The sequence below is a fragment of the Gemmatimonadales bacterium genome (genome assembly GCA_036265815.1).
Classification (GTDB): Bacteria; Gemmatimonadota; Gemmatimonadetes; order Gemmatimonadales; family GWC2-71-9; genus CAVVWJ01.
This window is the reverse complement of sequence record DATAOI010000074.1, coordinates 1-11,468: the sequence shown is the minus strand read 5'-3', so window position 1 is coordinate 11,468 and position 11,468 is coordinate 1. Positions and strand designations below refer to the sequence as shown.

The window sequence follows — 11,468 nt, the reverse complement described above, 5'->3', positions numbered from 1 at the left end:
TCGTCCGCGACGAAGTTCGCCGCATGATCACCCATCACGCGTCGGGTGATCGATGAACTTCACAGGAGGCGGACCGTGGCAGTCAAGAAGAACGCCGGACGCTGGTCCGGCAGGAAGAAGAGTGGAGGCGCAGCCGGCGGCCGCGCCACGGCAGAGTCCAATCGCGAGCTGCAGCGCGAAGCCGAATCCAAGCAGCGACGCGGCCAGCAATCCAGTCAGAAGAAAGGCGGCGCGGTCCAGGCCGGCGCCCGCCGCCATCCAGCGCCACCACTCCCCAAGCAGCATCAGCCCAAGCCCGGAACCGAGGCGGAGCTGGAGCCGCGTCCCCAGTACCTGGCCCCGGGGTACCGCGGTTCGGGCAAGCTCGAGGGCAAGGTCGCGCTCGTCACCGGCGGCGATTCCGGCATCGGACGGGCGGTGGCGGTGCTCTACGCCCGCGAGGGTGCCGAAGTGGCGATCGTCTACCTGAGCGAAGAGGAGGACGCGGAGGAGACGCGTAAGGCGGTCGAGGCCGAAGGCCGGCGGGCGCTGCTCATCCCTGGCGACGTGATCGACCCCGAGTTCTGCCAGGAGGCGGTGGAGGCGACGGTCCGGGAGTTTGGCCAGCTCGACGTCCTGGTGAACAATGCGGCATTCCAGCAGCACGCCGAGTCGATCGAGGACATCTCGGAGGAGCAGCTCGACCGGACCTTCAAGACCAACATCTACGGCTATTTCCACATGGCCCGCGCGGCGCTGCCCCATCTGGACGAGGGGAGTGCCATCCTGAACACCGGATCGGTCACCGGTATCGAGGGCAGCAAGCACCTGCTCGACTATTCGGCCACCAAGGGCGCCATTCACGCCTTCACCAAATCATTGGCGCAGAATCTGGTCGAGCGCGGGATCCGGGTGAACTGTGTAGCGCCGGGCCCGGTCTGGACCCCGCTCAACCCGGCGGACCAGAAAGGCGAGAAGGTCGCCCAGTTCGGCGCCGATGTGCCGATGAAGCGGCCGGCCCAGCCGGAGGAGATCGCGCCGGCCTTCGTGTTCCTGGCCGCGCCTTCCTGTTCCAGCTACATCACCGGTGAGGTCCTGCCGATCCTGGGTGGGAACACGGTAGGGTAAGCGCCTGATTCATTTGAGCGTGATGGTGACCTGATAGGCCGCAGCGGGCTCCGACGGTACCACGCTGACGATGTAGTCCTCGGTGGTCTCGAGCCGCCCGCCGTAGAAACGGAGCCGCTCCGGCAGCGGAGCCAGCTGGACGCCGTCATCCAACCCATAAATGTGCAGAGAGGTGGCGGGCCGGGATTCCTGCAGGCCGACTTCGAGCGTACGGCCCGACTCGCCGCGGACGAGGTAATCGATCGGCGCGCGGGAGGGCGCCACTCCGGAGAAGGTGGCGGGCCGATCGTCCTGCAGAAGGACACGACGGGGAATCTGGACGGCCATTGTGTAGGCCGTCGCCGCCACCACCGTCACCCGGACGAGATATTCGCCCGAGTTCGGCAGCCGTCCGAACCAGAGCGGCCCCGGTCCTCCCCCGGCGGCGAGCTCGCGACCGGTGGCTACCTGTTGGACCTGCACCGACGCCTCGGGGGGCGTGGCCTTGCTGCCCGGCGCAGGCCAGACGATGCCGTGGGCCAGCATCACCTGCCCCTGAAACGCCTCGATCAGATAACGTTTGGTCTGGCCGGCACCGAGACTGTCGTTCAGGATTCCCGAGGTGGTGCCCCGGGCGAACCGGATGCGGGTGGCTCCCGCCGTGTCGGGCACTCCCCCCGCGGCTGGAGCGGCCGTCGGCGAAGCCGGTGGGGCGCCCGCCCGCACTGCTCCTCCGCCGCACGCAGCGAGAGAGCCCAGAATACACGCGAGCCTGGCGAGCAGGATAATTCGAGCGGCGAACAGTATCGGGTCTCCTCAAGGCGACCCCTAAGATAGTCTCGGCCTACCCCGGATGGCTGCCGGCGGACCAGGCCCCGCTCAACGCTGCCAGAGGAGGCGCTCGCCACGGCTGGGGCTGCCGCTCGAGGATGGCGAGCACGATTGCGCTCCCTTCCGTCTCGGCGCCGATCACACCGTAGGGGTGCCGGCTGCCATCTCTCCGCCGGAAGACCGCACCGGACACCTGCTCCTGTCCGAGCACGACCAGCCCCAGGACCCGCACCTGCTCCTCCCGATCGGCGAAGACGCCGAGCACCATGGCCATCCGCAGCAGCTCGGCTGGAGATTCATACCCCAGCAGACGGGCGAAGGGCCGATTGGCCACCAGCGGCGTCCCGTCCGTGCGGAAGAGACAGAGGCCGACCGGCGCGCCGTCCGCCAATGCGTGCAGCTGCTCCTCCGTCTGGCGCAGCGCGTCTTCCACGCGCCGTCGCGCTGTCATGGCGTCCTTGAGATCGGTCACCTGTTTTCGCAGGGCCGCGACCTCATTGATCAGGTCTTGTTTGGGTCGGTGTTGATCTCGCATGGCAGAGATTAGGACGGAAGCGGCGGAGGATCTTGCACCGACCGGGGCCCGTGTTTCGTCATGCGTCGTCGGCCGGCGTCCTCCCGAAGCCCGCCCCGAACTGGGAAGACGCGCCTCAGCATGGTGCGCCAGATCACTCCCGCGGGGCCTGTAAGTCCGGTCACAGAGAGCTCCCGACCGATGCGCTATACTCGTCGTGTCGCCCGCGGGCTGGCGAGCTGGGGGTACGGGCGGCTCGGCAGGGCGTTCCGCGGGGCGCACTCCTCTTAAGACGAAGAGGTTACTCATGCTCTGGCTCGCGATTCTTCTCGTCGTCGCATGGCTTCTGGGATTCACGGTGTTCCATGTGGCCGGCGGCCTCATCCATCTGCTGCTTGTCATTGCGGTGGTGGTCTTTCTGATCAACTTCATCAGCGGACGGCGGACGGTTTAGCCCCTCGCGCGGAATCGCCCGGCAGGCACTGATATGCCTCCGCGGCCCGGGGCCGCCCCTCATGGGACCGGCCCCTTTCCGTTGCCTACCGCCGTCATGGCCGGAGCGTGAGCAGGAGGTCGCTTGGCGAGTCACCGGGAAGCTCGAGTCAAGCACGCCTACCGCGCCTGGTACCCCAAGATCGACCCGAGTCTCTGGCACCAGGCGGCTCCGCTCGCCCGGATCGTCATGTACCACCGCCGCCACTCGCCGCCGCATTGGAGTCTCGACGGACGGCCTCTCCCCGAGGCCCATTTCGAGTTCCGTCGCGGCGATCCACCCCGCCAGGCCGGCTGGTCCGGCCCATCGAGCCGGGAAAGCGATCAGTAGCGCCGCCTGCCGGGAAGTCGATCAATAGCTGCCTAACGGAACGGCCCGCGCATCCACCGGCGGGTCGTTGTCGCGTCCAGGAGTAATCACCAGCGGGGCGGCACGGGGTTGCGCGCTTCGCCCGTCTGCGGCGATGCTGCTCCTCGGAAGTCGCGCGGCCGGGGGGCCGCAGCGCGGTGGCGTGGGTGCGGCTTGACTCCGGATAGTAGTTCGACGATCATTGAACTATGATGACCCGTTTGCGTCCCGCGCTCGGCGGCACTCAGTTCGACCTGATCGCCAAGGCGTTGGCCGATCCGCGCCGCATGGCGCTGCTCGAGTCGATTGCCGGCGTGGAGGAGTGTCCCTGCCAGCGGCTGCGGCGGCAGTTCTCCATTTCCAAGGCAACCATCTCGCATCATATCAAGGAGTTAGTGCGAGCTGGCCTGGTCGAGTCGTGGCGGGAAGGGCAGTACCTGCACTGCGAGGTACGCCGCGATGTGCTGGAGGCGTACACCAGTGAGCTGATGCGGCGGGTGGGTGCCGGGGTGGCGGCGGGCGGGGAGGGACGATGAGGCTGGTGCCTTGGTCGGGCCGGAGCGGCTCGGGAATGGTACAATAGTCATGAAACTGTTTCACAAGCGTTACACTACCGTCCCGGCAGCAGGCGGGCGTCGTCGGGTTGTCGATTTCGAGCTGGCCCGAACGTCTAGAGACATCCATGGTGTGCAGGAGGAAGGCATGTCGAAAGCTGGTCTTACACTCATAGCTACGCTCGGGCTCGCCACCGCTCTCCCCGGGTGCGGGTCCAAGCCGGCCGACCCGCCGCCGCCCGCTCCCGCCGTTACTGTGGCGCCGGTGCTGGAACGGGACATCAACGAATGGGACGAGTTCACCGGCCGGCTCCAGGCAGTGGACCAGGTGGAGATCCGTCCTCGCGTCTCCGGCTACATCAAGCGGGTGACCTTCCCCGAGGGGAAGGAAGTGCGGAAAGGCGAGGTCCTGTTCGAGATCGATGCCCGTCCCTACCAGGCCGACCTGGACCGCGCCGAGGCTCAGCTCGCGCAAGCGCGGACCAGCGCCGAGCTGGCGGGGCGCGAGGTGGACCGCGCCAAGAATCTGGTGAGCGTCAAGGCGATTTCCCAGGAGGAGTTCGACAGCCGGACCAGCGCCCAGTCGAATAGCCTTGCCTCGGTGCGCGCCGCCGAAGCCGCGCTGGAGACCGCCCGGCTGAACCTGGGGTGGACCCAGGTGCGCTCGCCCATCGCAGGCCGGGTCAGTTACGCGGAGGTCACCGCGGGCAACCTGGTGCAGGCGGGCCCGCCGACCGCCACGCTGCTCACCACCGTGGTATCGCTCGACCCGATCTACGCCTACTTCGAGGGCGACGAGCAGACCTATCTCAAGTACACCACGCTCGCTCGCGCCGGCAGCCGCCCCAGCTCGCGGGATGTGAAGAACCCGATCTACATGGGCCTGGCCAACGAGGACGGGTTTCCCCACAAGGGCTACGTCGATTTCGTCGACAACCGGCTCAACCCGGAGACCGGCACCATCCGGGCACGGGCCGTCTTCTCCAACAAGGACCGTGCGTTCACGCCGGGACTGTTCGCCCGGATGAAGCTGGTGGGCAGCGGCCGGTACCGTGCCGCGCTGGTGCTCGACCGCGCCATCGGCACCGACCAGGACAAGAAGTTCGTCCTGGTGCTCAAACCGGATAAGACGGTGGAGTACCGGCCGGTGCAGCCGGGCCGCCTGGTGGACGGGCTCCGGGTGATCAGCTCCGGCGTAAAGGGCGGCGAGCAGATCGTGATCAACGGTCTCCAGCGGGTTCGACCGGGCATGAAGGTCACCCCGACCGTGGCCACCATGGAGCCGGACTCGACCACCACGGCCAGCGTCGGCGGTGCTACCCGCGCCGACTCCAGCAAGGGACCCTGAGCGATGCGTTTTTCCCGTTTCTTCATCGACCGCCCGATCTTCGCGGCCGTGCTCTCGATCGTGGTCTTTCTGGCCGGCGCGATCGCCATGTTCAGTCTCCCGATCAGCGAGTACCCGGAGGTGGTGCCGCCGTCGATCGTGGTGCGCGCCGTCTATCCCGGCGCCAATCCACGGGTGCTCTCCGAGGCGGTGGCGACGCCGCTGGAGGAGCAGATCAACGGCGTCGAGAACATGCTGTACATGTCGTCGCAGGCCACCTCCGACGGGGTGCTCACCACCACGGTGACCTTCCGGATCGGCACCGACGTCGACCTGGCGCAGGTGCAGGTGCAGAACCGGGTCGCGCAGGCCGTCCCCCGGCTGCCGGAGGAGGTGCGCACCCTCGGCGTGACCACCGTCAAGAGCTCCCCCGATCTCACGATGGTGGTGCACATCGTGTCCCCGGATAACCGCTACAACGTCGTCTACCTCCGAAACTACGCCCTGCTCCAGATCAAGGACGTGATCGGCCGGATCACCGGCGTCGGCCAGGTGCAGGTGTTCGGGGGCGGAGACTACGCCATGCGCATCTGGGTCGATCCCCAGAAGGTGGCCGCGCGCGACCTCACCGCCTCGGACGTGGTCGCGGCTATCCGGGAGCAGAACGTCCAGGTGGCGGCCGGTGTGATCGGCGCGCCGCCGATGCCGGTGCCGGTGGACTACCAGCTCAGCGTGAACGCCCGGGGTCGGTTGATCGACGAGCAGGAGTTCGGGGACATCATCATCAAGACCGGCGACGGCGGGCAGATGACCCGGCTCCGGGACGTGGCCCGGATCGAGCTCGCGTCGGGGAGCTACTCCCTCCGCTCCATGCTGGACAACCGGGAGGCCGTGGGCATCGGCATCTTCCAGGCGCCGGGCTCCAACGCGCTCCAGCTCAGCAGCACCGTGCGCTCGACCATGGAGGAGCTCAAGAAGAACTTCCCCCAGGGCGTGGACTACAAGATCGTGTACGATCCGACCACCAACGTCCGCGACGGCATCCATGAGGTGGTGAAGACCCTGTTCGAGGCGGTCCTCCTGGTGGTGCTGGTGGTGGTGCTCTTCCTCCAGACCTGGCGCGCCTCGGTCATCCCGCTGGTGGCCGTGCCGATCTCCATCGTGGGCACGTTCGCCATCCTGCTGGGCTTCGGGTTCTCGATCAACACCTTGTCGCTCTTCGGCCTGGTGCTGGCCATCGGCATCGTGGTGGACGACGCGATCGTGGTGGTGGAGAACGTGGAGCGGAACATCGAGGCCGGACTCTCGCCCCGCGACGCGTCCTACAAGGCGATGGACGAGGTGAGCGGCCCGATCGTGGCGATCGCGCTGGTGCTCTGCGCCGTGTTCGTGCCGGTCGCGTTCCTGAGCGGCCTCACCGGCGAGTTCTACCGCCAGTTCGCGCTCACCATCGCATTCTCCACGGTGATCTCGGCGTTCAACTCGCTGACGCTGTCGCCGGCACTCAGCGCGATCCTGCTCAAGCCGCACGGGGCCAAGCCGGACCGGCTGACCCGGGTGCTCGACCGGATGCTGGGCTGGCTGTTCCGGCCGTTCAACCGGGGGTTCGCCCGGGCGTCGGCGCGCTACGGCCACACGGTCGCGAGCGTGATCCGGCGGAGCGCCGTCGCGCTGGTGGTCTACGCCGGGCTGATCGGGCTCACCATCCTCGGATTCAACCGGGTGCCGCACGGCTTCGTCCCCACCCAGGACAAGCAGTACCTGGTGGCGTTCGCGCAGCTGCCGGACGCGGCCACGCTCGATCGCACCGAAGCCGTCATCCGCCGGATGAGCGAGATCGGCCTCAAGCAGCCGGGCGTGCAGTCGGCGGTGTCGTTCCCCGGCCTCTCGATCAACGGCTTCGTCAATTCGCCCAACGCGGGCATCGTGTTCTTCACCCTCAAGCCGTTCGACGAGCGCAAGGGCAAGGCCGAGTACGGTCTCAACATCGCCGGCGCGCTCAACCAGAAGCTCAGCAGCATCCAGGACGCCTTCATCGCGGTCTTCCCTCCCCCGCCGGTCTCGGGCCTGGGCACGGTGGGCGGGTTCAAGCTGCAGCTGGAAGACCGCGCCGGGCTGGGCGAGGAGGAGCTCTACCGGGCCACCCAGGCGTTGATCGGGAAGGGATATCAGACGCCGCAGCTGGCCGGGCTCTTCTCCAGCTTCCAGATCAACGTGCCCCAGCTCGAGGCCCAGGTGGACCGGGAAAAGGTGAAACAGGAGGGGATCTCGCTCACCGACCTGTTCCAGACCATGCAGGTCTATCTCGGCTCGGTGTACGTGAACGACTTCAACCGCTTCGGCCGGACCTATCAGGTGATCGTGCAGGCGGACGCGCCGTATCGCGCCACGGCTGACAACATCGCCCTGCTCAAGGTGCGGAACGACAGCGGCTCGATGGTCCCGCTGGGCTCGGTGCTCCGGGTCAAGCAGTCGTACGGACCCGACCGGGGTCTCCGCTACAACGCCTATCCGGCGGCCGACATCAACGGCGGCCCCGCGCCCGGGGTGAGCTCCGGCCAGGCGACCGCCATCATGGAGCGGCTCGCTAAGGAGACCCTGCCCAACGGAATCGGTCTCGAGTGGACCGACCTGACCTACCAGCAGCGACTGGCGGGAAACACGGCGGTGTTCGTCTTTCCGCTCTGCGTGCTGCTGGCCTTCCTCGTGCTCGCGGCGCAGTACGAGAGCTGGTCGCTGCCCTTGGCGGTGATCCTGATCGTCCCCATGTGCTTGCTCTGCGCCATCACCGGCGTGTGGTTGACCCGGGGCGAGAACAACATCTTCACCCAGATCGGATTTCTGGTGCTGATCGGTCTGGCCTGCAAGAACGCGATCCTGATCGTCGAGTTCGCCCGCGAGCTCCATCTCCGCGGCCGCTCGCGGGTGGAGGCGGCGCTCGAGGCCTGTCGCATCCGGCTCCGGCCCATTCTCATGACCTCGCTCGCATTCATCATGGGCGTGGTACCGCTGGTGCTGTCGTCCGGCGCCGGCGCGGAGATGCGGCATGCCATGGGTGTGGCGGTGTTCTCCGGCATGCTGGGCGTCACCTTCTTCGGCCTGATTCTGACGCCGGTGTTCTTCGTAGTGATCGAGCGGATCGTCGAGCGGAACCAGGGACGAAATGAGCCCACCGAGGCGGAGGCGGCCCCTGCGAGAGAGGCGATCCATGCGTAATTCCACGCTGCTCCTTCCGGCGCTGGCGCTGGCGCTGGCCGGGTGCGCCTCCTCACCGGCCTACCGGCCACCCGAGGTGCAGGTGCCCCCGGCGTTCCGGGAGGCGAAGACCGACAGCGCGCTCGTGGTCACTCCGGCTCCGGCAGTACCACAGGCGGCCCCGCCCGCTGGACCGGCCGATACAGGCGCCGGGCTGACCCGGTTCTGGCGCCCGCTGAGCGACACCACGCTCGACCGCCTGATCGCGGAGGTGCTTCGCACCAATCCGGACGTGCACGCGGCCGAGGCTCGGCTTCGCGGCGCCAGGGCGGCCCGGCTGGAATCGGCCTTCGATCTGGCCCCGACCGTCACTGCCGGGGCCGGGTATACCCGGCAGCGCCTGTCCAACGCCACCTTTCCGATCGGCGGGGTGGGGAGCTTTCCCGACCAGGACATCTGGGATGCGGGCTTCGACGCGTCCTGGGAGCTCGACCTGTTCGGCAGGGTGCGGCGCGGAGTCCAGGCGCAGGGTGCGCTGGTCGGCGCAGCCAGCGAAGATGTCCGCGGGGTCCAGGTGGCGCTCACCGCCGAGCTGGCCCGGAACTACTTCGAGCTGCGCGGGGCGCAGGATCAGCTCGCGGTGGCGCGGCGGAACGCGGAGAATCAGCGCAACACCCTGCAACTGACGCAGGAGCGACTCGACGCCGGCCGGGGCACCGCATTCGACACCGAGCGGGCTCGGGCGCAGCTCGGCTTCACGCTGGCGTCGATCCCCGATCTGGCAGCCAGGGTGGCGGCAGCGCAGTACCAGATCGGCGTGCTGATCGGCCGCCCGCCGGCAGCGGTTGCTGGTCAGCTGGACAGCGTTGTGGCTCTCCCCGCGCTGCCTGCGGCCGTTACGCTGGCGAGCCCCGATTCACTGGTCCGGAGACGGCCCGATGTGGCGGCTGCCGAGCGCCAGCTGGCCGCCGAGCACGCATTCGTTGGGGTGGCCAAGGCCGACTACCTGCCGCGCATCACCGTCGGCGGGAGCGCCGGCTACTCGGCGGGCTCGCTGAGCTCGGTGGGTGACGCGGGCACCTTCCGCTACGCGGTGGGCCCGGTCCTCTCGTGGCCGGCCCTCAATCTGGGTCGGATCAAGGCGCGGGTGGACCAGTCCCGGGCACTGGAGGCGGAGGCGAAGGCACGCTACACCCAGACTGTCTTGCGAGCGCTGCAGGAGGTGGAGACCGGACTGGTGCGGTACCGGTCCTCGCGCGAGCGGGTGGCGCGCATCCAGGATGCCGCCGAGGCCAGCACCCGGGCCGCGGAGCTCGCCCGGCTTCGCTTCACCGGCGGCGTGGCCGATTTCCTTCAGGTGCTGGACGCCGAGCGGACTCAGTTGGAGGCCGAGGAGCAACTGGCCCAGAGCCGGACCGATGCCGCCACGGCGTACGCGGCGCTGTACCAGGCATTGGGCGGGGGACCCTTGGAATAAGGGCGAGCCCCCATCCGGCTAGATTCCGTCGGATGAAGACGACCAGACGGCGCTTCATCGCCCTCGCCGGCGGGGCGCTGGGCGCCGCACTCGGAGCCGATGCCTTGCTGATCGAGCCCGAGCATGTGCTGCTCAGCCGGCACGACGTGCGCGTCCCGGGACTGCCGCGAAGTCTCCAGGGACTCCGGATCGCGCAGATCACCGACGTTCACTTCCCGGGAAATGTCGCGGCCGCCGAGTCCGCGCTCGAGCACCTGAAGCGAGAGCGGCCGGAAATCGTCGTGTTCACCGGCGACATGATCGAAAATCGCCGGGCCCTGCCCGAGGTCGCCGCCTTCTCCCGGGCCGCGCGGGGCAGCCTCGCTACCGTCGCCACGCTGGGCAACTGGGAGTACTACTCCCGCGCCATCTCGCCGCTGGGCGAGATCTACCGGGACGCCAAGGTCGAGCTGCTGATCAACGCACGGCGGGAGATCGCGATCGGCGGCACCTCCCTGGTGCTGGTCGGACTGGACGATCCGGTCATGGGCCGCCCCGACATCTACCGCGCCCGGGCGGGCCTCCCGGTCGGAGGGATCGAGATCTGGCTGCTGCACGCGCCGGGTATCGTCTCGCACAGACTGCAGCACGACGAGACCACTCCGGCGTTCCTCCTCGCCGGCCACACCCATGGCGGGCAGATCCGCCTGCCCCTGGTACCGGCCGTCACCCCGCCGGGGTCGGGCCCGTTCGTGGCAGGCTGGTACCGCGACACCTTCGCGCCGCTCTACGTCTCCCGCGGCGTCGGGACCACTACCCTCCCTGCCCGGTTCCGCTGTCCTCCGGAGCTGCCGATCTTCACGCTGCGGCCGGCATAGCGGTCCGCCAGCGGCGATACACCCCCCCCCGGACGTGCCGTAACCACAACACGGACAACAGGCTGGGCGACGAGCGCGATATGGGCAGTCTTGGGGGAGTGCGCGCTCGCCCACCCGACGGTATGTTCACCGATTCCGTAGCTCAGTTTGGACAATCAGGTCTCGCCGAGGTCTTCTTTTTATCAGTTGAGGTAGGCTATGACACGCCTGCGTCCTCGCTGGTCGCTTGCCGCTGCGGCCACGCTTTTCGCCATCGTCAGCGCGGCGCTGGTCTACGCGTGTCGGGAAAAGCCTACCGAGCCTGATCTGTTCGATGCGAGCAATGCAGCCAATAGGAAGCATCTGACCATCGACGCCTCAGCCAGCAGGGCAAACGGCACCATCGCTTCCAGTCGCGGCGGAATCAGCTGCACGGTCACTTACTCGGGAGGCACCACCGCGACACAGAGCGGTATCTGCGGCAAGGACTACAAGACCGGAATGGTGTTGACGCTGACGGCCGCACCCTCCGGGGCTGCTACCGGCGCTTGGACGGGGTGCGATCAGGCCGTGACGGAGAACCCTCTCGCCTGCCAGGTCACCATGAACGTGGCTCGCACGGTGAAGATCACGTTCTCCCCGCCGGCGAGCTCATTCCCGCTGACCGTTGCAGGCGGCGCGGGCGGGAGCGGCATGGTCAGCTCGAGCCCGGCCGGGATCAACTGCACCATCACCGGAGGCTCGGCGGGAAGCTCGGGCTGCTCTGCGACCTACGGCTCCGGTGTATCGGTGACGCTCACCTCCACG

Annotated in this window: 11 protein-coding genes; 9 read left to right on the top strand and 2 right to left on the bottom strand. The window is 68.1% G+C overall.

Translation table 11 applies throughout. From position 1 onward, the window contains the following. Positions 1-75 precede the first annotated feature (75 nt). Positions 76-1,107: an SDR family oxidoreductase gene (locus VHR41_15680; GenBank protein ID HEX3235637.1), complete on the top strand. Its 1,032-nt coding sequence runs from the start codon at positions 76-78 to the stop codon at positions 1,105-1,107. A gap of 9 nt (positions 1,108-1,116) precedes the next feature. Here the strand turns inward: VHR41_15680 and VHR41_15675 are convergent, their stop codons facing one another. Together VHR41_15675 and VHR41_15670 are read right to left on the bottom strand one after the other, a co-directional pair. Then, positions 1,117-1,812, bottom strand: coding sequence for a hypothetical protein (locus tag VHR41_15675; GenBank protein ID HEX3235636.1), 696 nt, complete (start codon positions 1,810-1,812; stop codon positions 1,117-1,119). A 118-nt stretch (positions 1,813-1,930) separates the two neighbouring features. Next, positions 1,931-2,368, bottom strand: a complete 438-nt coding sequence (locus tag VHR41_15670; GenBank protein HEX3235635.1) for a PAS domain-containing protein — start codon at positions 2,366-2,368, stop codon at positions 1,931-1,933. A 370-nt stretch (positions 2,369-2,738) separates the two neighbouring features. Here VHR41_15670 and VHR41_15665 point away from each other — a divergent pair, with 370 nt between their 5' ends. The 8 genes from VHR41_15665 to VHR41_15630 form a co-directional block, all read left to right on the top strand. Further along, positions 2,739-2,885: a lmo0937 family membrane protein gene (locus tag VHR41_15665; GenBank protein HEX3235634.1), complete on the top strand. Its 147-nt coding sequence runs from the start codon at positions 2,739-2,741 to the stop codon at positions 2,883-2,885. A 123-nt stretch (positions 2,886-3,008) separates the two neighbouring features. Further along, positions 3,009-3,254: a hypothetical protein gene (locus tag VHR41_15660; protein ID HEX3235633.1), complete on the top strand. Its 246-nt coding sequence runs from the start codon at positions 3,009-3,011 to the stop codon at positions 3,252-3,254. A 227-nt stretch (positions 3,255-3,481) separates the two neighbouring features. Continuing rightward, complete coding sequence (locus VHR41_15655) at positions 3,482-3,808, top strand: helix-turn-helix domain-containing protein (GenBank protein HEX3235632.1); 327 nt, start codon at positions 3,482-3,484, stop codon at positions 3,806-3,808. Positions 3,809-3,974: 166 nt separating this feature from the next. Then, a complete protein-coding gene (locus VHR41_15650; GenBank protein ID HEX3235631.1) occupies positions 3,975-5,174 on the top strand; it encodes an efflux RND transporter periplasmic adaptor subunit in 1,200 nt (399 codons plus the stop codon). 3 nt (positions 5,175-5,177) lie between these two features. Then, on the top strand, positions 5,178-8,369 hold the full coding sequence (locus VHR41_15645) for an efflux RND transporter permease subunit (protein ID HEX3235630.1): 3,192 nt from the start codon (positions 5,178-5,180) through the stop codon (positions 8,367-8,369). After that, the gene (locus VHR41_15640) at positions 8,362-9,825 is read left to right on the top strand and encodes an efflux transporter outer membrane subunit (protein ID HEX3235629.1); all 1,464 of its coding nucleotides are present in this window, start codon (positions 8,362-8,364) and stop codon (positions 9,823-9,825) included. The genes VHR41_15645 and VHR41_15640 overlap by 8 nt, the downstream gene beginning before the upstream one ends. Positions 9,826-9,857: 32 nt before the next feature. Next, positions 9,858-10,682 carry a metallophosphoesterase gene (locus VHR41_15635; protein ID HEX3235628.1) on the top strand — a complete coding sequence of 275 codons (825 nt, stop codon included), beginning with the start codon at positions 9,858-9,860 and terminating at the stop codon, positions 10,680-10,682. Positions 10,683-10,880: 198 nt separating this feature from the next. Further along, a partial coding sequence (locus VHR41_15630) for a hypothetical protein (protein ID HEX3235627.1) occupies positions 10,881-11,468 on the top strand: 588 nt, incomplete at its 3' end.

Excerpts from the sequence above, each read along its gene's own strand:
- VHR41_15670 (HEX3235635.1), bottom strand. The coding sequence starts at position 2,368 with ATGACAGCGCGACGGCGCGTGGAAGACGCGCTGCGCCAGACGGAGGAG.
- VHR41_15665 (HEX3235634.1), top strand. The coding sequence starts at position 2,739 with ATGCTCTGGCTCGCGATTCTTCTCGTCGTCGCATGGCTTCTGGGATTC.
- VHR41_15655 (HEX3235632.1), top strand. The coding sequence starts at position 3,482 with ATGATGACCCGTTTGCGTCCCGCGCTCGGCGGCACTCAGTTCGACCTG.
- VHR41_15650 (HEX3235631.1), top strand. The coding sequence starts at position 3,975 with ATGTCGAAAGCTGGTCTTACACTCATAGCTACGCTCGGGCTCGCCACC.
- VHR41_15645 (HEX3235630.1), top strand. The coding sequence starts at position 5,178 with ATGCGTTTTTCCCGTTTCTTCATCGACCGCCCGATCTTCGCGGCCGTG.
- VHR41_15640 (HEX3235629.1), top strand. The coding sequence starts at position 8,362 with ATGCGTAATTCCACGCTGCTCCTTCCGGCGCTGGCGCTGGCGCTGGCC.
- VHR41_15635 (HEX3235628.1), top strand. The coding sequence starts at position 9,858 with ATGAAGACGACCAGACGGCGCTTCATCGCCCTCGCCGGCGGGGCGCTG.